We start from the raw sequence: 22091 nt of genomic DNA on the forward strand, positions 1-22091 counted from the left end.
GAGACGGTTCCGTCAGGCACTTACCGTTTTGGGGCAGCAACAATATGATACTTAGGAGACCGATACAAGATGATGCGATGGCTTCGCAAACCAGTAAAACCTGAAGAAGCTGCAGCGCCTTCCGAAACCGCGGCAGCGGGCGAGGCCGGGGCCGCAGAGGCAGAACCGATAACAGAAGAACTTTTGGACGGCGCCTCCCTTCCTGAACCTGTTCCGATTGAAGTGCGGGAAATGGAGAAAGGTCCTATTTTGAGCGTGAGGGAAGTGCACCGCACTTTTCCCGTGGGCGGCGGAGAAATTCACGTACTGAAAGGCATTAATATGGAGGTCAATCCCGGCCAACTGGTCATGCTGAAGGGGAGATCCGGGTCGGGGAAAACGACTCTGCTGAACATGCTGGGAGGGCTGGACCAGCCTTCGTCGGGCGAAATTTTGTTCCGGGGTCAGGGGCTGCATCAATTGAACGATGACAAACGTACCTTGCTCCGCCGGAACGAGATCGGCTTTATTTTTCAGGCTTACGCTTTACTGCCGCTGTTGTCGGCCTGGGAAAATGTCGAACTGTCTCTGCGGATGGCCGGAGTTCCTCCGCAGGAATGGAAGCGGCGTGTGACCCATTGTATGGAGCTTGTCGGCCTCGGCAAGCGGATGTTCCACCGCCCGTTCGAGCTCTCGGGGGGCGAGCAGCAGCGGGTGGCAATTGCCAAGGCGATTGCGCACCGGCCCAAATTGTTATTGGCGGATGAGCCGACAGCCAACCTGGATTCCCAAATGGGAGCGCAGGTCATGGCAGTATTCAAAAATATCATACATACGGAGCAAATGACGATTTGTATGACTACTCACGATCCTACAATCCTGGAGGTAGCAGACCATGTTTACGAAATGGTGGATGGAAAATTTATCGGGTAGGAAAGGGGGGATTAGACGGAGTCTGGGACTATTAACTTTATGCCTAGCTATCGTTGCAACGACTGGCTGCGGATTGCTTCCGAACGAAGATGAGGAAGAGGTTCTGCCGGTCATTACGCCACCTACCATCTCGAAGAAACCGGAGTACGAAGTGCGCTCGGAGACGATCGAGCTTAGAGTCAGCGCCGTAGGCAAGATGATGAGCCAGCGGGAGGAGCCGCTTTATTTTACGGAAGACGGGCTTCATATTAAAGAGGTCAAGGTGAAAGCCGGGGACAAAGTCGCTCAGGGCGATGTTCTCGTGGTTCTCGACGTGAAGGACTTGCAGAAGGATCTGCGCAAGAAGCGCCTCGATTTCCGCCAGCAGGAACTTACGATGAAAGAAACGCTGCGAACAAAGGATGAGATGAGCGAGATTGATTTTGAAAAAGCATCCATCGTGTTTGAGGAGCAGCGGCAGGAACTGGTCGATCTGGAGCAAAAAATCGCCGACGGCACGCTGAAGGCGCCGTTTGCGGGAACGATCGTATCGATGAGCGCCCAAAAGGGCGGCACCGTGAAGGCTTATGAATCGCTCGGCATTATTTCTGATACTTCTTCTCTGGTCGTAGCCGCTTCATTTGCCAAGGAAGATCTCGAGAAAATTTCCGTCGGCATGAAGGCGAAAGTGGATATCAATGCGGCGGGAACGTTTGACGGCAAGGTGAAAGTAATGCCGGTGGCAAGTAGTACTTCCGATAACGGTAACGGCGGAGGCAACGGAACGGGTACTCCTCCGGAAAAAGACTCGATCGACAAGTATTTGATCGTGTCGCTGGATAAGTGGCCGAAGGATGTTGAACGCGGTCGCCAGCTCAGTGTATCCATCGTGACTCAACGGAAAGAAAACGCCGTGTTGATTCCGATCTCCGCCCTCCGTTCCATTGGATCGCGTACTTATGTACAGGTCATTGAAGAGGACGGAACGAAGCGCGAAGCCGACGTGGAGGTTGGTCTGCAAACCTCGACGGACGTTGAAATCCTTAAAGGGCTTTCGCCGGGGCAGAAAGTAGTGGGTCGCTAATGGGTGTTCCTTTATTACGGTTATTGTTCCGCAAAATGTGGAACACCAAGTGGCTGACGCTCAGCACCTTGCTCGGTCTGATCGTTGCGGTTTCGTTTACGGTCAGCATTCCGATGTATTCGGACGGCGCGTTGAAACGGGTCGTTTCCAGTACATTGAAAGCGGAGAGCGAAGGCTTGCCGGCAGGCTCACTCGTGATGAGCTATCAAGCGCCGGGGGGTGCCAAAACCGATCTGGCCGGACTTGAAGCCGTGAATCAATATATTGTTGATGGCGTACCGAAAGAGATCGGCTTTCCTTATCAAAGCTATGTAAATACCCGTTCCATTCGCGGAACGGAAGTTTATCCTGAAGATCCTACCAAGGTTGACGCCAGCCGGACGAGAGCGATGGGCATCTCCTCCATGAGCGGTCTGAAGGAACATGTCTCCGTGACGGGCGGTCAATTGTTCTCGGATAAAGCCGACGGAACCATGATTGAAGCGATGATGCTGGAAGAAGCGATGTACCGCCAGGACTTGCATGTCGGCGACGTGATGGAATACCCGGTATACAGCGGCGTGGACGTCACGCTTAAAGTGAAAATCGTCGGGGCATTCCAGCCGTTGGACGATACCGATGCTTATTGGTATCAAGGCCTGGAAGGCATGATGAACACTTTTTATGTCAATGAAGCGGCATTTAACGACGGCCTTTTGAAGCAATTGAACATCCCGTTGCACAATTCAAGCTGGTATTATGCATTCGATCTGCGCGAAATCAAGACCAGCCAGCTTAACTCGTTATCCAGCACGCTGGATCGGCTGAATATCGAGTTGTATCAAAAGCTGAAGGATACGAAAGTGGACATTTCGTTCGGCAGCCTGCTGAACGATTTCCGGAAGCAAAGTCTGCAAATGCAGACGCTGTTGTTTACGCTGGCGGCACCGATGATTGCAATGGTGTTCTATTTTATTGTCATGAATGCCCGCCAGTCGCTCGACAAACAACAGAGCGATATTGCCGTCCTGCGAAGCAGGGGGGCTTCCACTAAGCAAATTATTTTCATCTATCTGCTTGAGGGATTAATTCTGGGGGTTATTTCCCTGGTAGCCGGTCCTTTGCTTGGATGGTTCATGTCGAAAAGCATCGGCTCCGCCGACGGGTTCCTGGCTTTCGTCAATCGGAAGTCCATTCCGGTTGGTTTTAATACGGATGCTTTCCTTTTGGGTGCCGCAGCTGTCATTATCGCGATCCTTGCTACCTTGCTGCCGGCGATATCCTATGCGCGGGCCTCTATTGTTAACGCGAAGCAGAAGCAGGCCCGTTCCGACCAACGCCCGGGGTGGCAGAAATGGTTTATCGATATCGTGCTGATGGGCATAGCGGGTTACGGTTATTATTTGTTCTATGAACGTCAGATGCTTACGTTCCAGACCGGGATGACCACGGATGAGCTGCAGGTGCAGCCGTTTCTCTTCTTCGTGCCGGCGCTGGCCATTTTCTCGATCGGCCTGTTCTTCTTGCGCGTCTTCCCGTGGATTCTGAAACTGATCGGCTGGATCGGCAAGAAATGGCTGCCGGTACCGTATTATTTGAGTCTGACGCAATTGTCTCGTTCGGCATCATCCTATTATCCGTTAATGATCCTTCTGGTTCTGACATTGGGACTCGGAGTTTACAATGCTTCCGCTGCCCGGACGATCGATTTGAACTCGACGGAACGTACCTTGTACAAATACGGGGCCGATGTAGTCATGCAGACTGTCTGGGAAGCTACTCCCGAGATGTCCAAGAATCCTCAGCAAGGGGGTTCGGGGCAGGGCGGCGCAGGCGGAGGCCAAGGAGGGTCCGGAGGCGGCCAGGGTGGCGGCCAAGGCGGTGGCGGCGGGCAGGGTGGCGGCCAAGGCGGTGGCGGCGGGCAGGGTGGCGGTCAAGGCGGCGGGCAGCAGCCAACCAAATTGATCTACTCGGAGCCGCCGTTTGAGGTGTTCCGTAAGCTTGAAGGCGTGGAACATGCCGCACGCGTGCTGCAAACCAAAGGCAACATTATTATTTCCGGCCGCTCGGCGGGCCAGGGGAATCTGATGGGGATCGACAACGTCGATTTTTCCAAGGTTGCCTGGTTCCGGAACGATTTGTTTCCCGCACATCCTTATCAGTATTTGAATCTGCTAGGGATGAACGAAAGCGCGGCTCTGGTGCCGTCTAATATGGCGGAAAAATATAAACTCAAGCCCGGAGATGTGTTCACGGTCTCTTTAGGGGAAGCTTCGCTGGAATTTGCGGTTTACGGAATCTTGCCGTACTGGCCGAGCCAGTATCCTGACGAGAAGCCGTTTATTATCGCAAATCTGGATTACATTTATGATCAATCGCCGCTAACTCCTTACGAAGTCTGGCTGAAGATGAAACCGGAGGCGAAGGTGGCTCCGCTTGTTACCAAATTGAGCGAGCAAGGAATCGACTTGTATTCCGTTAAGGACGTCCGCAGCGAGCTGGCTGCTCAAAGCAAGCACCCGACTCGGGGCGGCGTGTTCGGGATTCTTAGTCTTGGATTCATCGTCTCGGTTATCGTTTCTTTGATTGGCTATGTGTTGTACTGGTTCTTTAATCTTTCAGGCAGAGTCGTGCAATTCGGGATTCTTCGCGCAATGGGATTATCCCGGAAGCAATTGACTTTCATGCTCTTGACGGAGCAGATCCTGACAGCGGGGCTATCCATTATTCTCGGGATTGTCATCGGTAAAGTGGCCGGCAAGTTGTACCTTCCATTTTTGCAAACGACGGACAACGTCACGACCCAAGTACCGCCGTTCCGCATCATCTTTAACTCTTCGGATACGATGAAGCTGTATGTGGTCGTGCTGGTCATGCTGATCATGGGAGCCGGCCTGCTCTTCTGGCAAATTAGGCGTCTGCGTGTTCATCAGGCCGTGAAGATGGGGGAGGAGCGGTAAGATGAGTGACAACATGAATGAAAGTTCCGGCGAAAACTCAACCGGATATATGATTAACTGCGAAGGACTCGTAAAAATTTTTAAATCGGAAGACATCGAGGTTGTCGCGCTCCAGGGTTTGAATTTGACGGTACAACAGGGCGAGATGATGGCGATCATCGGCAACAGCGGCAGCGGCAAATCGACGCTGCTGAACATGCTGGGCGGCCTTGACCGGCCATCCGCCGGTCAGGTCAACGTCGGAGGCTGGGATTTGCTCAAAATCCGCGATGACCAGCTTGTGGAATACAAACGCAATACCGTAGGTTTTGTGTGGCAGAACAATGCCCGCAATCTGCTGCCCTATTTGTCGGCGCTGGAAAACGTCGAGATGCCCATGCTGCTGGCGGGCAAACTCGACCGTGCCTATGCTAAACAATTGCTCGAATGGGTCGGATTGAAAGACCGGATGCACAACAAGCTGCATCAGCTTTCGGGTGGGGAACAGCAGCGGGTCGCGATAGCGATCTCGCTGTCCAACCGCCCGAAAATGCTGCTGGCCGACGAACCTACAGGGTCGGTGGATACGGCTACTTCCGACCAGATCATGTCGATCTTTCGAAAGGTCAATAAGGAACTTGGCATAACGATCGTGATCGTTACCCATGACCTTACGCTTGCCGGAAAGGTAGACCGCGTCGTTGCCATCCGTGATGGTTTAACGAGTACTGAATTCGTGAAGCGAAATCCGAATTTGGATCTTGCGTCCGGGGATCCCGGGTTTGGGAATGGAGGATTGCAGGAAGTGCACGAGGCGTTTGTCGTGGTTGACCGGGTCGGGAGGCTTCAGGTGCCCAAAGAATATCTGGAGGCCGTTGGCATTGGGGGACGCGCAAGCATGGAATTTGACGGGGAGAAAATCGTCATTACAGCACCGAAATCTTTGGAGGGGGATAAATCATGAGGAAGAACGGATTTGGGAAGCTGCGTAAAGTTTTAACGGTTTCTCTGGTAGCCACTCTGGCATTGGGGCTGCTGGCAGGATGTAACGGAAGCAAGGCATCGGATAAAAATGAGGAGAAAGTGCTCCGGATCGGGATGATGTACGGAGGCGGCGACGATTCCTGGTTCCGGCAACAATACACGGATATTTTTGAATACACGAATCAAAATATTAAAATCGAAATCGTGCCTGCCATCGATCAGAACCAATATAGATATAACGACGGGACTGAACCGTATGTGCAGCCCGATTACGTGGAAAGCATGAAAAAACTGATGACGGGAAGCAACCCCGTCGATATCGTAATTGCTGATACGGGCACGCTGAAGCAGCTTATTCAAGAAAATCTGTTAAAGCAGTTGGATCCAATGATTCAGGAGGACAAATTCGATACTACCGATTTTGTTCCTTCGGTAATCGATGGGCTTAAAGATTTGGGCGAAGGAAACCTGTACGCTTTGGCGCCTTCCTTCTCTTCCTCGGCGCTGTACTTCAACAAGAAGATTTTCACGGACGCCGGCGTGGAACCGCCAACCGACAAGTCGACCTGGGATGATATTTTTGCTAAGGCCCGGCTTGTAGCTAAAGGTGAAGGCAAGGACAGGGTATACGGCTTTTCCTTTAACCGTTACATGGGTAGCGATCCTTTCTGGGATATGCAATATTCTTACATTAACGGCCTGCAGCTCAAGACATTTGATGAAAAAGCTGAAAATATGACCGTGAGTTCGCCGCAATGGGTGAAAGTATGGGAGACGATGAGTAAGCTGGCTAAGGACAAAATCATTCCGGACAGTACCACCAATATGAATAATAACGATACCTGGACTGCTGTCAGCAGCGATTTGTTCCTTTCCGGAAAAGTTGCCATGACGATCGGCGAGAGCAATTATGTGAACGAAATCGCGGATGCCAATAATAATGCCTCCAAAATTAAAAACTTCACTCCCGTGGATTGGGATGTAGTAACCGTTCCGGTTCATCCAGAAAAACCGGATGTGGGCGGTAACGTTTATCTGAACAATACGTTCTCGATCAACAGCAGCGCACCGAATGCGGATACGGCTTGGGAATTCATTAAATTCGTTAACGGTCCCGATTTTGCGAAGCTGAAATCCCGCAGCAATAGCTATGAAATGGTATCGCGGAAGTCTTTCATCGAGCCAAAGCAAGGGTTGACTTATAACATCCAGGCGTTCTATTTGCTCAAACCATTCCCGCCAACCAATCCGAAGGACGACAAATTGATGGTTGATAAGCCTGGTTTGTACAGCGTAAACAATATTGGACGGAATTTCTTCCAACAAGTCCTGGAGAACAAGAAAACCCCTGAGGAAGCGCTCAATGAATGGGCAGAGAAGGGGAATAAAATGCTTCAGGAAATCAAGATCAACCCGAAAACACAATTCCAGGAGGACGGTACGCCGTTCGTTCCTGAAGAGGGTGTCAACGGGGGAGTTAAATATTAACAATCAAGCCGCCGATGAAAATCGGCGGCTTTTTTTGCGCGTTATTGGGTAATCTATAGGTAAGGTGGAGAATATACACATAACGAAGAAAGGAGTTATAGTGGATGCGCTGGGTCTATTTTAATAAATTGTACCGCACCAAATTTCAAGCAGGTTGCCTGGCCAGGAGATTGGAGCATGACGGCTGGATTTACGGATTCGATGAAATGAGGGTCATCGAAATCTTCCGTTCCCGGAGAGGAAAATATGGCGTAAGATTTATCCCCTGAGCCCTTGACGAGACATACCAATATCGTGTATATTATTAATTGTCGCTATTTACTGACGCGGGGTGGAGCAGCCCGGTAGCTCGTCGGGCTCATAACCCGAAGGCCGCAGGTTCAAATCCTGCCCCCGCAATCTTTTTTTGTCTCCTGGTATCCGGGCCCTTAGCTCAGTTGGTTAGAGCGGTCGGCTCATAACCGATTGGTCGGGGGTTCAAGTCCCTCAGGGCCCATTCATGCGTAAACCCTTGCCTAGCAAGGGTTTTTTGCTATGTTTGGGGTTGATAGGGTCGTATTGAATTCGGAATGCTAATGAAGAAATCTGAAACCTATTGTTTTTAAGGAGGTAAACATGGATTACATTTCACCCAATGAAGCAGAGCTAAAGTTGAAATGGTGGCCTAAAAATATCATAGCGGCGGGTTATAGGCATACCATCGGTCTTAAATCGGACGGCACGGTGGTTGCTGTGGGGGATAATAAATATGGCCAATGCGATGTAAGCGGCTGGCACGATATTGTGGCGGTTGCGGGGGGGGGGGGGGGGATGCTCATACGGGTAATACCCATACCGTCGGGCTTAAATCGGACAGTACGGTGGCGGCTATGGGTTGGAACAAGCATGATCAATGCGATGTAAGCAGCTGGTGCGATATTGTTGCTGTAGCGGCAGGTTGGCGCCGTACCGTCGGGCTTAAATCGGATGGCACGGTGGTGGCGGTGGGCCGGAATAATGAGGGCCAATGCAATGTAAGCGGCTGGAGTGATATGGTGGCGGTAGCGGCGGGTGACTGGCATACCGTCGGACTTAAATCGGACGGTACGGTGGCGGCTGTGGGTAATAATCGATATGGCCAACGCAATGTAAGCAGTTGGAGCGACATAATGGAGGCAGCGGCAGGTTACCTTCATACCGTCGGTCTTAAATCGGACGGCACGGTTACTGCTGTGGGGTTGAATAAGCATGACCAATGCGATATAAGCGGCTGGATCGATATTGTTGCGATAGCGGCGGGTAGTCATCATACCATCGGGCTTAAATCGGATGGCACGGTGACGGCTGTGGGTTGGAATGAGCATGGCCAATGCAATGTAAACGGCTGGCGCGATATTGTAGCGGTAGCGGCGGGTTGCGCTCATACTCTCGGACTTAAATCGGACGGTACGGTGGTAGCTGTAGGGGATAATAAATATAGCCAATGCAATGTAAGCGGCTGGAGTGGCATCCAACTGCCCGGCAATTAGCTTACGGTCACTTCATGAAGAGTATTGGTATCGATTAGCATAACTATATAGCAACTAGTGCCATATAGTTATTTCATTTTTTTCTACTTTGTGTTTTCTTTCTGACAATAATTATACATAATCCTATTAGAGCAACTATTACTAAAAGTTGCACTACAATATTCTGCCAAATAATAGTAATAAGAATCCCTCCCAAGCGAAAACTTTTCTGGACCTCCAAAGTATTATTGTCAAAAGAAGTCAGGGATCGGCTCCCGATCAATGATATATTTAGGTGAACATTTTAATGATCAACCTAGGGAGATAAAACAAAGCTTCAGAAAGCCAAGTGAGGGTGTTGGCAAATCTTTCCGATTTGAGTCTTCCAAACTTCATTTATGACCACCTCTCAATGAATGCGATTTACTAAATCATATCAGATTTGGGAAGGTGAAGCTAAGCATTATCTTTACCAAGTGTATAGGAATGAAGTCGTTTTTTTAGAAGAAGGACGAAGCTTCTAAGGATCTGGAAAGTCTTCCTGTAAGAGATGAATTTCATATAACAACTGAAACCAAACACCGGGCATGGTGCCTGCAGTTGTTTGTGTAAGCCAAATGGAGCGCGTAAAGTCGCTAACCCGTGAGGGTTCGTTTATCCAAGCCTAGCCGCTATAGGAGTGATTTACTCATTATCAAGTCCGTTTGTTCTTCATCACCCATATAAAAAGAGTGCGCTCCAGTTTGAACAAATCCCATTTTCTTATAGAAAGCTATAGCATTTTCGTTTTTTTCCCATACGCCTAACCAGATCTTCTTTTTACTACATTCCATCGCAATTTCCACCGCTTTATTTAGCAGGTATTTGCCCAGCCCATGTTTTTGAAATTTGTGTTTGATATAAATCCTCTCAATTTCAAGGGATTCATCGCCCATATCTTCAGACTGAGCATCATGGGTGTTGACCTTTAAATATCCGGCTGCTTCATTATCAAAATAAACAAAAAAGAATTTCGAGGAGATATTGGATAATTCTTTTTCTAATTGGTTTAAGTTAAACGCTTTTTCCAAATAAGCATTCATATTTTCGGGTGAATTCTGATGCTTAAATGTCTCCATAAATGTTTCATAACTCATTTCTTGAAGTTCGTGTAAATCTTCAGGGATACACTTTTTTAGGTTTATAATCATATAAATTTGCAGCTCCTTTGTGGTCAATAATTTCTCTTGTTTCCCTTCTTTACAAAGTCCCAGTCCTTTTCAATATTTTTTCTTACTCTTTGAAGAAGACTAAAAAGGGTTTCTACTTCGCTTTCGGATAATCCCTTTAAGGAGACAATATTGGAGTAATCATTTTCTCTTATTATAAAAGGATAGACGCTTTCTCCTTTTTCTGTCGGAAAGAGTTTCTTGATTTTTTTGTTATGCTTATCTTCTTTCTTTTCAATAAAACCGTTAATTTCTAGTTTTTTTATAGCTCGAGCAGCTGTTGTTCGATCTACTTTTACCATCTCAGCTAACTTTTCTTGAATGATTCCCGGGTGTTCACATATTCGCACAAGGTACAAATACTGCCCTTTAGTAAGGTCATGATCTTTAAATTCTATATTACTTATAGAATCTAATGCTCTTGCGATCATGCCAATTTCACGAAGAATTTCCATCATAACTAACCCCTTAACATATTTTTCGTTGCAAATGCTACAAAAATAGTATGTATTAAATTTAATCAAACATTTGTTGTATTTGCAACAAAAAAATTGCGGTAATGAGGCCGAGTAAAGTGAGATATGTTTTTAAGGATTGGGAAATTCTTTGCGACTGCTTACCCTATTTCCTCAATTAATTCTTTAGTATCGTTTCTCACATTCCCTACCGCAGTCGTCACCCGGTAAGCTCTCATCTTATTCGCATCGTAGGGTTTTAGCAATTTCGTTAGCACGGGGATTTCCGTGTTTGCGCGATCAAGCCACTCCGTCTCATCCTCTTGATGAAGAATGACTGGCATGCGATTGTGAATATTTGCCATAAGACTGTTGGGTTCCGTGGTAATGATCGTGCAGGTAGGTATCTTGTTTCCCTGTTGATCGCTCCAGATATCGAATAGGCCCGCGAACGAGAAAATGTCCCCATCGCGCAGCTGGATTCTGTAGGGTTGTTTATGGTTGCCGTCCCGTTTCCACTCATAGAACCCGTCCGCAGGAATAATGCATCGGCGAGACGCCAAGAGCCGTTGAAATGCAGGTTTTTCCGTTAATGTTTCGGCCCGGGCATTAATCATTTTGCTGCCGATTTTATCGTCCTTAGCCCAAGAGGGGACAAGTCCCCAGCGGAGTTCTCCTAAACGGTTTCCGCTTGTGCTTTGAACTATTGCAGGTATAAACTGCATAGGAGCAACATTATACTTTGGGCGAAAATCGGTGATGGTCGATTCGTAAACAAGGTACCTTAGCATCAATTCGTCCAATGTGACTGTGATTGTATATCGTCCGCACATATCAGGGCTCCTCAAAAGTTTAATATCAATATTGTAAACCATAAAATTCGAGAATATTAATACCTCTTTACTAATTGAGGGTACTTTATTGCGTGGCGGAGAACGTTTAAATTTGAAAATTGGCTAGCACGAGGGCCCTTTCTATTAAGGAGCCGTTTTCACGGCTCCCTAGACTTATTTTTCTTTTTGACGATTTAGCGTTTCTTTGACTTCTTGAAACTCGTTCAGTAACCGATCAAGTTTCTGACTTAACTCCACCAACTTCTGATCCGCTAAACGACTATACATAGCATATTTGTTTAGTTCGGCTCGAAGTTCTTCAATTTTGCGTTTTAATTCCAAAGCGGACACTCCTGAAAATCGAGTATCTATGTGAATACGTCCGCTGTGCACTGGCGACCGTTATGCGGATCCCACTAAAGAACTGTCCGCACCAGACTAAAGTGGTATTACAAAATTCGATAAAATAGCACTTTTTTCCTGCAAAGCCCTCTTTTATCCATAGAAGAAGGGGACAGATCATTGATCTTAGATTCCAAAAGAAGCAAAACCCGATGTTGTTTCGACAAGATTCCAACCTTATAATTATTTTCAACAACGTAGAAGAAGGGACGAGTAACGCTATCATGAACGCACTTGAACTTATTGTTTTGAATTTTGAGGAGATTAGACGCAGAAGCGTCAAAGTGTGGTTAGGCATTCCCGGGGAAAAGCTGGATTGGAAGCCCGATTCGGAAGCCCTGAGCATGAAAGAAATGATTCGCCATGTGTTGGACAGTGAACATTACTACCATTTGGCTTTACTTCATCGCGGCAGTTTATCTTCTTATGAGTCACCATTCGAGGATCGGGAATTTACGACGGTTCAGGAGGAGTTGGCGTTTGCTGAACCGTATAGAAGACAATTTATCGATACGGTTAAGTCTTTTTCTCAAGAGGATTTATCCCTGATAAAAATAGACCGGAGCGATGCGGGGTATATTCGTTCCTTGGGTGATATGTTACTGCGCATAGCTTATCATGAATCCGTCCACACGGGTCAGCTGCTGGACTATTTAAGAACAGCAGAAATAACACGCCCCAGAGTTTGGGATTAATATCAACAACACCAAAAAAGCAAAAAGCCTGGAGCTTACTTCCGGGCTTCTTGCTTTTGATGCAGACTGATTGATTTTATTTCCGAATCGTAACGCTCGTTCCGATCGGCACAAGGTTGGCTAATTGAATAACATCTTGATTATACATTCGGATGCAGCCGTGTGAGACTTGTTTGCCAATGGAAGAAGGATCGTTTGTTCCGTGAATGCCGTAATGGGGTCTGGACAACCCAAGCCAGTAAGCTCCAAAAGGGCCGCCGGGATTGGGCGCTTTATTGATAATCGTGTAGACGCCAACGGGGGTTTGCTTCAACATGGTACCAATGCCCACGGGAAATCCCCGTTTGACTTGATTGTTATCCAGTAAGTAGAGCATCCGGTCCGAAAGGTCGACAATGATCCGGTAGTTTGGCATGATTAATCTATGCCTCCCGTTTTTTATTCAGTTTATGATGATCCTGCCTAAATGGATTGGGCGAAAGCGAATTGCGGATTCGGTATGTTCATGACGTTACGTAAGGAGGAACCTGATTGAAAGCCATCACGATCCATCAACCTTGGGCAACATTAATCGCTCTCGGGGAAAAAAGATTTGAAACGCGAAGTTGGGCTACGAATTACCGGGGGGAACTGGCGATCCATGCCGGTAAAAAAATAGATAAGAAAATCTGTCAGGCAGAGCCGTTCCGAACCATTCTTGCTAAGCACGGATATCATGGTGATAATTTACCGACTGGGGCCGTCGTTGCGGTATGCCGATTAAAGGCGTGCTGTTCCGTTTCCCGAACACCGAATGACGAGGCTTCAATTGAATGTGGCAGTCAGAACTCTCTGAATAGGTATCCTATTGAGAAGCAAGAAATGGCGTTCGGAGATTTCACGGATGGAAGGTTTGCATGGGAATTGAGAGATGTACGGCAGTTGCCTAACCCGGTACCGGCAAAAGGGCGTCAGGGGTTTTGGAATTGGGAGCCGAACTCGTAATACTTATATTAAAACTAAGATAGGATGCATATATTATATGGCGCGAGGAGAAGGTGAGAATAGGGGGGATCGGGATGAACAAGAAAAGATGGCGGAATTACGCGCTTTGGGTGAGCGTGGCTTCTCAAATTCTGTTGCTCATCCAGTTAATTGGCCACTTAACGGGACTTTTTGATTTAACGGAAGTCATGGCCCAAGAAATACTAACGGCCATTGACGTTTTGCTTGGCATTTTGGCGACGCTTGGGATTATTTCGAATCCAACGAAGCCGGATTCCAAAGGGTACAATCTTTAAAACAACCAATGCTTATGTACATAATTTTTTATCCCATGATCTGATTGCCTAACACAGAAGACCACCTGCACAGTGTGCAGGTGGTCTTGCCCGTTTCAAACAATCTTTCCTAGACGTACAGACTTCCTTCCAAATAAAGAACGGCATGTCCGCCGATCGCGACTCTGGCCCCCAGATTCTCGCAATAGAGGGTTCCGCCTCTTCTGGACAATTGTTTGGCGAGCAGTTTGTCTTTCCCGAGTTTTCCGGCCCAATAGGGAATTAGCGTGCAGTGTACGGATCCGGTAACGGGATCTTCGTTGACGCCGGCGTGGGGAGCGAAAAATCGGGAAACGAAATCGCTTTGTTTTCCTTTAGCCGTTATGACCAATCCGAAGGAGTCCGGCAACTGCTTAATTAATTCAAAGTCAGGGTCGAATTGCGCAACCTGCTCTTCGCTTTCAAGTACGGCATAATAACGGATTCCCACCTGATTCCGGGTTACAACCAATTCTACCGGAGTCGTTCCGAGAATTTCTTCGATGGAAGAGAAGGATTCAATTTTTTCAGCGATTCGGGCAGGAAAGTTCAATTCAAACAGATCGTCTTTCTTTACGACTTCCAATATGCCGCTTAACGTATGAAAATTCATCTCATTTAGACCGTGATCGATAAAATGATGAACCACATAAGCGCTCGCCAATGTCGCATGGCCGCATAGGTCGATTTCCAATTCCGGCGTAAACCATTTTAAGTCATAATAACCGTCTCGCGGCACAACAAAAGCGGTTTCCGACAAGTTATTCTCAAAGGCAATGCTTTGCATTAAGGCTGAGTCAGGAAACTCATCCACAATGCATACGCCAGCCGGGTTTCCCTTGAAAAATTCATCCGTAAATGCATCCACAACATAATACTGCATCTTTTCACTCCTCCTCTTTTGTATACTATAATAAATAGAACGTAGAACAGATTGTCGAAATAGAACAGATTCGAAATGAAGCGCCGCATTAAGGAGAAATGACATGAACGATAGGGAAGAAAAAAGCGGTCAACGCATGCAACTGGTTTATGATGCCGTTGTAGAGGGCATTGCAAAACGGGATTGGAAACCTGGGGACAAGCTTCCATCGGTTCGAATTCAGTCCGAACGTCTGAAGGTCCACCGGTTAACGGTGCTGAAGGCATATCGGAAGCTACGGGATGAGGGCATTATCGAGGTGAAATATAAATCCGGCTATTTCGTTTGTGGAGAACAGGCAGCCCATGAAGCGGGGTTCAGCAAAGCGGATGATCGGAGGCCTTGGGATTATCAAGTGCATATGTCCGCTGTCGGCCGCAGCAGAGCGACGGAAATTCAAAACCAAAACATGGAATACCAAATGTCCAAGGCGTTGATAGACCCGAATTTGCTCCCAAACAGGTACTTGTCCAATTATGTGCGGCAAGTATTCGATCTGTATCCCAAGGTGCTCAGTTCCTATTCCGACGTTATGGGCGACCCGGGATTGAGGGAGGTCATGGCTAGCTATTTTTTGCAAAAAAACGGAATTGTGATAGGTCCGGACGAACTGATGGTAACCACGGGGGCCCAGCAGGCGATCGATCTGGTATCGCGGTCACTGGTCAAACCCGGCGATCCGGTATTAATTGAGCGGCCGACATACGGTCCGGCTATCGATCTGTTTCGGCAGCAGAAAGTGAATCTGATTCCGATTCCCATTTCTCCGGAAGGATACGATCTTGATCAATTGGAAGTGATCATGAAGCAATACCGCCCTCGTTTGTTCTACATGAACCCTACCTTCCATAATCCAACCGGGTTCACAGTCCCTGCCTTCCAGCGCAAAAGACTGGTTGAACTGGCGGAAAGCTATCAGTGTATCCTCGTGGAGGACGATGTCAGCCATGATGTTTATTTTGAAAAAGCGCCGCCGCCGCCGTTGTTTTTTTACGATACGGAAGGCTATGTTGTATATATCCGCAGCTTTAGCAAATACGTGGCGCCCGGGCTAAGGGTTGCTTTTCTGAGCGCCCGTCCGCCGCTTATGAGCAGTTTGGTTCCGATGAAAGCATTGACGGATCATGGATCGCCGTTATTGGGCCAGAAAATATTCCAGCATTATTTTTTTTCTGACCGGCTTCAAGAGCATATCGCTAAACTCAGAACCGCCCTCCAGTTGCGAAAAGAAAAAATGGAGGCGCAGCTTGCCGAAACGGGATGGCAATGGCTGAGCCCCATGGGCGGATTGAATTTATGGGTTCAATTGCCGGGGGCGATCTCGGCGGAGGAGCTTTTGCAACGTTCCCTGGATCACTCCGTAGCTTTCATACCCGGCACCGTTTGCGATCCTCTCGGACAGCTCAATGACCGGATCAGGCTCAGCTATTCCTTTATCAAAGAGAGTCAAATAGAAGAAGGGATCAAGCGTTTGATTGCGGCAGCAGCTACCCTCAAGGGAGCTGGCAGCCCCCGAGGAACGTAAACGAGCAAACCCATCAGTAACTAGCTTAGGATAGAAAAATACCGCTGTGGAATATAGGCTTCCGCAGCGGTATTTTATTAGTTATTCAAGTCATGCAAGCCAGGGCTGTGCTCGTTGGGCAGCTCCGGCATGAACGGAAGCGGGAAGCCTTCCGGAGGTGCCGTGACTTCCAGGGTTCCTCCATTACGACTGGGCGTTTGTCCGCTAAAAATCTCGCCGATTCTGGTCGGATCCAGCCGAAAGTTGAACTGTGCATTGTGGAAGCCCATATCGACGTATTTCCGGCATTCCGGATATTTATGGATGTCGTAGTTCGGCACCGGGAACAGTTTACCCCAATTCACGCCCAGCGTTTCCAGCGCCTTGGCGAATGCATTCTGATGAGCGTTGTCGCGTACGATCAGGAAGGCCAGCGTTTCGCGGAACGTTTTATTTGAACTCATTTCGTAAATTCTTGATTTTTGAAGAACACCCGTCGATTCCAGCACCAGGTTGTCCAGAAGGTCGCTGATCAGATTGCCGTGACTGTAAACATAATTGCCGTTCCAAGGGTTGCCCGCGGCATCCACCGGGAGCGAGCTTTGCGCGCCCATGATGAAATGATGCGGATTCGCATGCTTAATCGCTTCGTCCAGCGGTGCTCCATCCACTCCGGAATCGCCGGGAAGAGGGTCTCCTGAACCGGTCAGAAGCTGGTTGATGGTATGTTGAACAAGCTCCACATGGCTGATCTCCTCCAAAAACACACCGCGGATCAAATCGCGAAACTGCGTAGCGCCGCCCCTGAAGTTATTGCTTTGGAAGAAAAACTGCATCATGGTCCGCATTTCGCCGAACCGTCCGCCGAGCGTCTCCTGGAGAACCTTGGCTGCTGAAGGATCTGGATTATCCGGGACAATTACGTTGATCAAATCTTCTTTGTAAAAATACATGAGAAACCTCCTGGCAGATCAATTTTATCAGCTTGATTGCCATAGTTTACCTAAGCCCTGAAGGTCTTATTCTGTTTCTCGGGCATAAGTTCCGCTTTTTTTCTCTCCAGCCTTCACTGCATAAAGGACAGCATTCCCGGGAAACTTACTGCATGTAGTCACTAACTCAGGAGGTGCTTTTCTTTGAAAAAGAGTTTGACCGCCATGCTCGTTACGGCGTTGATTTCCGCGGTGCTTGTTCTGCCGGCTTCGGCTTACGGAAACAACACGAACGGCACAGATATGAATAACACCACAGGGGGCAATTATTCGACGAATAATGTCCGGGCCAATGCTGCGAACAATAACGATAACGGCATGGATTGGGGCTGGCTCGGTCTGATCGGCCTGCTCGGGCTTGCCGGGATGCGCAGAAGAGAAACCGATCGTCGTTCCTAGGACGATACGTGCGAAAGAACAAAAAGGCTTCCGTCGGAAGCCTTTTTGTTTCTTCTAACCATGACGGGATTTGATCCAGTCATTATTTAACTGCGGTCTCCTTTGGTCTCTTCGTAAGCAATCAGCGTAATTTTCCCGCCAGTCATCTCTTCAAGCGCCGCTTCCGCTTCTTTGATGACGGCAACCGCATCCGCTCCCGCATCCAGCGGTGCAACCTGGTATTTATCCGTTAATATTTCCATCGTTTTTCCCTCCAGTCTGTAATATCGTTTAGTCTTCCCTCCAGGGTGAAAATCCATGATTGAGAAAAGAGTTGAAACTAATCGGAAATCCGTTTATAATCATATCTACGGGAATTTTTCCTTGTACCCTTGCCGGGGTGGCGGAATTGGCAGACGCACAGGACTTAAAATCCTGCGGTAGGTGACTACCGTACCGGTTCGATCCCGGTCCTCGGCATCATTGTAAATAACCGGTCGTTTCAACGTTCTTTGAACATCGAAACCGACCCCCAAAAAGAACGTCTCACCGTATGAAGCGGAGGAGACGTTCTTTTTGGTTTAAAGCCGTTATTTACTAAACCTGTTTTGGCACCTATAGTAATAACGGACAAGCATTTCGCTCGTCCCAATTTGTGTTAATTCGTCTTGACAAAATAAAATCAGGTCCATATATTATAAAAGTGACGCCCCCGTCATTTTTAATATATGGGAAAGGAGTTCATATGCCCAAAGTTCCGAAAGGGTATGAAGAGAAGATGCGCAATATGATTCTGGATGCGGCACAGGAGGTGTGCAAAACAAAACCTGCCTATGAAGTAACTATGAGAGATATTATCCGTCAGACCAAGCTCAGTGTAGGCAGTGTCTACAGGTATTTTGAAGATATTGATGATATTCTCATAGGCTTAACTAATCGCAACCAGGATCAATATCAATTATGGGCCAATTGCGAGCCTTTATTTTCGGAAAACAAAAGCGTACGGGAAGTTATTTTGAAGGTCTTTCATTATTTAGGGGAGTATTTGATCGAATCTATTCCGACCGAAGGCAAATTTACGTTCGAAATGAATACCAAGTTTCTTGCAAATCCTGAATTATACAATCAAAAGAAAGGTAAAATTGCCGAGGTTACGGATTTCGAAAAATTGATGCAGCATGCCATGGTGTACCTTGCGGGGAAGGTTGAGGACGGTACGTTAAATCCCATTATGCCTTTACCCGGCATTTTTTCATTCGCTGTAGCATCTATGGATGGAATAGTAAGAGATTTGGTCATCTTCAAATGTTACTCGCTGCCGGGTGAAGATACCGGGGTATCGCTTGATGAAATATCATTAACTAACGCTTTAGCCAGAAGCCTTCTTTTTCTTCTAGGGGAGGGGAACTGATATTTAGGAATTGATGACAAAGACTGGAGACCGGATACATGAAACCATTCATAGAAATAGAAAAAGTAAAACGTCAGTACACGGTAGGGGAAATGACTGTAAACGCAATTCATGAGATGGGTTTTGTGATTGAAAAAGGAGAATTTGTCGTTATTCTTGGTCCGTCCGGATCCGGAAAAAGCACGCTTTTGAACTTGTTGGGAGGAATGGATCAAGCAACCTCGGGTAATATTTTCATCGATGGGGTGAATATTGCCAATTATTCGCTGGATCAACTCGGCCATTATCGCCGTAATGAGATTGGTTTTGTGTTTCAGTTTTACAATCTCATTCCCAATTTGACAGCCAAAGAAAATGTCGATGTATCGAAGAAGCTTTGCCAACACGCACTTGAAAGTACGGAAATACTGAATGCCGTGGGCCTTGGCCACCGGATTCATCACTTTCCTGCAGAACTTTCGGGCGGTGAGCAGCAGAGGGTATCCATTGCCAGAGCCATCTGTAAAAATCCAAAGCTTCTGTTATGCGACGAGCCAACCGGCGCACTTGACAGTGTCACAGGGGCGCTTGTAATGACAACGCTCCGGGATGTCAGCAAGAAGAACGGCCAGACGGTCATCATTGTGACTCACAATGCCGCAATTGCGGATACAGCCGATAAAGTCATTCGTCTTAAGGACGGTAAAGTAGTCGAGGTAGTAATCAATGAGTCGCCGCTTCCCATGAGTGAGGTGTGCTGGTGATGATTTTACCCCAAAAAATGTTTCGGGACATTTGGAGCGCCAAAGCCCAATTTATTACCATCATTATTATCGTAGCTTGTGGGGTATTTACATTTGTCGGGGCTATCACGGTTGGTAACCGTCTGGAGAAGAGCGTTACGAGCTTTTACGATAAGACCAGGATAAATGATATCTGGATCAATGCCAAAAATATTGAGGACAAGGATATACTCAACATCAAACATCTTCCTGGAGTTGAAGAGGCACAGGGAAGAAATGTATTGAAGGTTCATTCCGGCAATCGAAGCATTGAATTGTTCATCCTCAATGAGAATAAGCTTGCTCAGCCTTTTCCCATCACGGGTGAATTTTTTCGCTCCGGCGAGAGTGGCATTTGGCTGGATCGGGAGTTTGCTTTAGCCAATGCGATTGAGGTAGGGGACACCATAGAATTTACTTCCGATGGTAACAGTACCGTGAAGATGACTGTAAAAGGTTTGGTTATGAGCCCGGAAAAATTGATAGATATCTCTTCGGAGACATTGTCGACCCGGCACGATCTCTACGGTTATGCCTTTATCGGGGAACAAGCCGCCCGCCAATCCATCCATGTAACCGGTTATAATCAGATTTTATTAAAGGTAAAGGCAGGAGCGGATCAACAAAATATTATTACTCAGACCGAAACGGTTTTGGGAAGTAAATATTTAAACAGCATCACTCATGACGACCATACAAGCATCGTTGGTGCCGCAAGTCAAATTGCCCAATTCAAAACGTTGGCTTATGTCACTCCATTGCTGTTTTTTGTTCTTGCTGTACTCGTGGTTGCCAGTACCATGAGCAGACTTATCAGCAATCAAAGAATACAGATCGGCACCTTAATGTCCCTGGGATTCTCCGCCCGTCAGATTAGATGGCATTATATGTGCTTTGGCCTGTTTTTAGGACTTACAGGGAGTCTTATCGGGATGGCGGCGGGATACTTTGGAATTCCCATGATTTTCATGAGAACATTAACCCAGTCCTTTATTTTACCCCAGTGGATCGTTTCTTTCCCTTTCGAATCTTTGTTTGCCATTGTCGCCATGTGCGGATGCTGCATCCTTGCTGTGTTAATGGCCTGCGGCAAGAAACTTAAGGAATCGCCGGCGGCAGTATTAAGAGGGAGCATACAGACCCGCCGCCAAAAATCGATGGCAGGTAAGGCTTCCAAAGCTCGGCTTTCCTTTGAAAATCTCTGGATTCTCAGAAATTTAAAAGCTCACAAATTACGTGGTTTTATGGGAATCATCGGTGCCTTTGGTTGTGCTTTTTTGATTTTGTTTGGTTTCGCCAATATTGATTCGAGCAACAAGTCTATCCTCGTTGAATTTGAACAGCAATACCGTTATACCTATAAAGCGGACATACAGTCTTCGGATGCAGCTTCTTTGCCTGTTCCTGGTCTGGCAGAGGACGCGGTGCAGTACATACAGGAATCCAGGGTTCAGATAAAATCGGATCGAGCGGTAAGAAATTTGCCGGTTACAGTGATGGGTTCGGGGGATTACATAAACTTAAATCATGCAGACGGCAACTCCGTGACCAATTCCTCAGAAGGAATTATTTTATCCGAAAGAACAGCAGATGTTTTGGGTGTGAAAAAGGGAAATAAAGTTAAGCTGAAGATAGCTGACGATGAATGGAGAGATGTAAAGGTAGCGGAAACGATTAAGGCCCCCGTAGCAAATCATGTTTATGTTTCCGGAGACACTTGGGAGAAGATGGGGGCGCAGTTTGTTGTTACCTCCCTTTTGATTGGGGATCAGGCAGATTTAGGGATGATTAAAGAGCAATATCCTGTTACTCAAATCGTTTCTAAAGAAGAGATGAAAAATGCAAATTTGAAATTAAACGAAGGCGTATTTGCCTCCGCTGCGGGACTTACCATTGCAGCCGTTTTTTTGGGAATTGCCGTGATCTATAGCTTGGGCTTGATTAACCTTACGGAAATGGCGCGGGAATTGGCCACATTAAAGGTTCTAGGCTTTAATCAACGGGAAATTCGGACCCTGTTGTCCCGAGAAAATATGATACTAACGTTGATTGGCATCGTGCTGGCCGTTCCATTGGGTAGTGGGGCTATCCACGCCCTCGAAAAGTTGAGTACGAGCGAAAGCATTATGTTGTTTCCTACAGTGAGAATATCAAGCTATCTTATTGCAGTTACTATCACACTTTTGTGCTCATTTGCCGTAAACAGACTAATCAGCAGAAAAGTTATGCAAATTGATATGGTTACATCATTAAAAGCGATAGATTAGTGCTTATGCTTCACCCATCTGTTTTGCAGGATAAGAGTCGCATGGCTGCGCGTAAGTGCGGCTGTGCGATTTGTATATTTTGGCATACCGTGGTTCTATTTAAGTGGTAAAAT

The 22091-nt window shown here is 47.3% G+C and carries 22 protein-coding genes, 3 tRNA genes and 1 pseudogene; 18 read left to right on the plus strand and 8 right to left on the minus strand.

Translation table 11 applies throughout. The features are described 5' to 3' along the window. The first annotated feature begins 69 nt into the window (after nt 1-69). From ACLB09_RS01975 to ACLB09_RS02015, 9 genes and pseudogenes are all read left to right on the plus strand, one after another. Nucleotides 70-912, plus strand: coding sequence for an ABC transporter ATP-binding protein (locus tag ACLB09_RS01975; RefSeq protein WP_410768078.1), 843 nt, complete (start codon nt 70-72; stop codon nt 910-912). Then, nucleotides 875-1975 carry an efflux RND transporter periplasmic adaptor subunit gene (locus ACLB09_RS01980; RefSeq protein ID WP_410768079.1) on the plus strand — a complete coding sequence of 367 codons (1101 nt, stop codon included), beginning with the start codon at nt 875-877 and terminating at the stop codon, nt 1973-1975. Before ACLB09_RS01975 ends, ACLB09_RS01980 begins: the two co-directional genes overlap by 38 nt. Next, the gene (locus tag ACLB09_RS01985; RefSeq protein ID WP_410768080.1) at nt 1975-4914 is read left to right on the plus strand and encodes an ABC transporter permease; all 2940 of its coding nucleotides are present in this window, start codon (nt 1975-1977) and stop codon (nt 4912-4914) included. Before ACLB09_RS01980 ends, ACLB09_RS01985 begins: the two co-directional genes overlap by 1 nt. Before the next feature lie 49 nt (nt 4915-4963). Further along, nucleotides 4964-5857 (plus strand): ABC transporter ATP-binding protein, encoded by an 894-nt coding sequence (locus ACLB09_RS01990; RefSeq protein ID WP_410768975.1) that lies wholly within the window; start codon nt 4964-4966, stop codon nt 5855-5857. Further along, nucleotides 5854-7365: an ABC transporter substrate-binding protein gene (locus tag ACLB09_RS01995; RefSeq protein WP_410768081.1), complete on the plus strand. Its 1512-nt coding sequence runs from the start codon at nt 5854-5856 to the stop codon at nt 7363-7365. The genes ACLB09_RS01990 and ACLB09_RS01995 overlap by 4 nt, the downstream gene beginning before the upstream one ends. A 104-nt stretch (nt 7366-7469) precedes the next feature. Continuing rightward, nucleotides 7470-7634 (plus strand): hypothetical protein, encoded by a 165-nt coding sequence (locus ACLB09_RS02000; RefSeq protein WP_181872992.1) that lies wholly within the window; start codon nt 7470-7472, stop codon nt 7632-7634. Nucleotides 7635-7690: 56 nt separating this feature from the next. Continuing rightward, a tRNA-Met gene (locus tag ACLB09_RS02005) sits at nt 7691-7764 on the plus strand. A gap of 23 nt (nt 7765-7787) precedes the next feature. Next, a tRNA-Ile gene (locus ACLB09_RS02010) sits at nt 7788-7861 on the plus strand. Between the two features lie 119 nt (nt 7862-7980). Next, nucleotides 7981-8873, plus strand: a pseudogene (locus ACLB09_RS02015) (RCC1 domain-containing protein). Between the two features lie 650 nt (nt 8874-9523). Here ACLB09_RS02015 and ACLB09_RS02020 read toward each other — a convergent pair. From ACLB09_RS02020 to ACLB09_RS02035, 4 genes are all read right to left on the minus strand, one after another. Then, complete coding sequence (locus ACLB09_RS02020) at nt 9524-10042, minus strand: GNAT family N-acetyltransferase (protein ID WP_410768082.1); 519 nt, start codon at nt 10040-10042, stop codon at nt 9524-9526. 23 nt (nt 10043-10065) lie between these two features. After that, the gene (locus ACLB09_RS02025) at nt 10066-10518 is read right to left on the minus strand and encodes a MarR family winged helix-turn-helix transcriptional regulator (RefSeq protein ID WP_410768083.1); all 453 of its coding nucleotides are present in this window, start codon (nt 10516-10518) and stop codon (nt 10066-10068) included. Nucleotides 10519-10676: 158 nt separating this feature from the next. Beyond that, a complete protein-coding gene (locus tag ACLB09_RS02030) occupies nt 10677-11348 on the minus strand; it encodes an SOS response-associated peptidase (RefSeq protein ID WP_410768084.1) in 672 nt (223 codons plus the stop codon). Nucleotides 11349-11522: 174 nt separating this feature from the next. Continuing rightward, nucleotides 11523-11690, minus strand: a complete 168-nt coding sequence (locus ACLB09_RS02035) for an aspartyl-phosphate phosphatase Spo0E family protein (protein WP_410768085.1) — start codon at nt 11688-11690, stop codon at nt 11523-11525. Between the two features lie 284 nt (nt 11691-11974). Between ACLB09_RS02035 and ACLB09_RS02040 the strand changes: the two genes are divergently transcribed. Then, nucleotides 11975-12445, plus strand: a complete 471-nt coding sequence (locus ACLB09_RS02040; RefSeq protein ID WP_410768086.1) for a DinB family protein — start codon at nt 11975-11977, stop codon at nt 12443-12445. 76 nt (nt 12446-12521) lie between these two features. Here the strand turns inward: ACLB09_RS02040 and ACLB09_RS02045 are convergent, their stop codons facing one another. Next, nucleotides 12522-12860, minus strand: coding sequence for a L,D-transpeptidase (locus ACLB09_RS02045; protein ID WP_410768087.1), 339 nt, complete (start codon nt 12858-12860; stop codon nt 12522-12524). A gap of 116 nt (nt 12861-12976) precedes the next feature. Between ACLB09_RS02045 and ACLB09_RS02050 the strand changes: the two genes are divergently transcribed. Both ACLB09_RS02050 and ACLB09_RS02055 read left to right on the plus strand, forming a co-directional pair. Continuing rightward, nucleotides 12977-13429 (plus strand): ASCH domain-containing protein, encoded by a 453-nt coding sequence (locus ACLB09_RS02050; protein ID WP_410768088.1) that lies wholly within the window; start codon nt 12977-12979, stop codon nt 13427-13429. A gap of 74 nt (nt 13430-13503) precedes the next feature. Next, nucleotides 13504-13725, plus strand: a complete 222-nt coding sequence (locus ACLB09_RS02055; RefSeq protein ID WP_410768089.1) for a phage holin — start codon at nt 13504-13506, stop codon at nt 13723-13725. Between the two features lie 109 nt (nt 13726-13834). Here ACLB09_RS02055 and ACLB09_RS02060 read toward each other — a convergent pair whose 3' ends face one another. Then, entirely contained in the window at nt 13835-14626 is a 792-nt protein-coding gene (locus ACLB09_RS02060) for a PhzF family phenazine biosynthesis protein (protein ID WP_410768090.1), read from the minus strand. Between the two features lie 103 nt (nt 14627-14729). Between ACLB09_RS02060 and ACLB09_RS02065 the strand changes: the two genes are divergently transcribed. Continuing rightward, nucleotides 14730-16190, plus strand: coding sequence for an aminotransferase-like domain-containing protein (locus ACLB09_RS02065; RefSeq protein WP_410768091.1), 1461 nt, complete (start codon nt 14730-14732; stop codon nt 16188-16190). Between the two features lie 77 nt (nt 16191-16267). Here ACLB09_RS02065 and ACLB09_RS02070 read toward each other — a convergent pair whose 3' ends face one another. Beyond that, nucleotides 16268-17122 (minus strand): manganese catalase family protein, encoded by an 855-nt coding sequence (locus ACLB09_RS02070; protein ID WP_410768092.1) that lies wholly within the window; start codon nt 17120-17122, stop codon nt 16268-16270. Nucleotides 17123-17305: 183 nt separating this feature from the next. Between ACLB09_RS02070 and ACLB09_RS02075 the strand changes: the two genes are divergently transcribed. Then, a complete protein-coding gene (locus ACLB09_RS02075) occupies nt 17306-17560 on the plus strand; it encodes a WGxxGxxG family protein (protein WP_410768093.1) in 255 nt (84 codons plus the stop codon). A gap of 86 nt (nt 17561-17646) precedes the next feature. On the opposite strand, the gene ACLB09_RS02080 is transcribed toward ACLB09_RS02075, so the two are convergent. Then, the gene (locus ACLB09_RS02080) at nt 17647-17802 is read right to left on the minus strand and encodes a hypothetical protein (RefSeq protein WP_410768094.1); all 156 of its coding nucleotides are present in this window, start codon (nt 17800-17802) and stop codon (nt 17647-17649) included. Nucleotides 17803-17933: 131 nt separating this feature from the next. On the opposite strand from ACLB09_RS02080, the gene ACLB09_RS02085 reads away from it, so the two are divergent. From ACLB09_RS02085 to ACLB09_RS02100, 4 genes are all read left to right on the plus strand, one after another. After that, nucleotides 17934-18019: transfer RNA gene (locus tag ACLB09_RS02085), tRNA-Leu, on the plus strand. Between the two features lie 307 nt (nt 18020-18326). After that, nucleotides 18327-18950 (plus strand): TetR/AcrR family transcriptional regulator, encoded by a 624-nt coding sequence (locus tag ACLB09_RS02090; protein WP_410768095.1) that lies wholly within the window; start codon nt 18327-18329, stop codon nt 18948-18950. A gap of 38 nt (nt 18951-18988) precedes the next feature. After that, nucleotides 18989-19693: an ABC transporter ATP-binding protein gene (locus ACLB09_RS02095; RefSeq protein ID WP_410768096.1), complete on the plus strand. Its 705-nt coding sequence runs from the start codon at nt 18989-18991 to the stop codon at nt 19691-19693. Next, nucleotides 19693-21978 carry an ABC transporter permease gene (locus tag ACLB09_RS02100; protein ID WP_410768976.1) on the plus strand — a complete coding sequence of 762 codons (2286 nt, stop codon included), beginning with the start codon at nt 19693-19695 and terminating at the stop codon, nt 21976-21978. Before ACLB09_RS02095 ends, ACLB09_RS02100 begins: the two co-directional genes overlap by 1 nt. The last annotated feature ends 113 nt before the right edge of the window (nt 21979-22091 follow it).

Source organism: Fontibacillus forbon (assembly GCF_046559655.1).
Lineage (GTDB): Bacteria > Bacillota > Bacilli > Paenibacillales > Paenibacillaceae > Fontibacillus.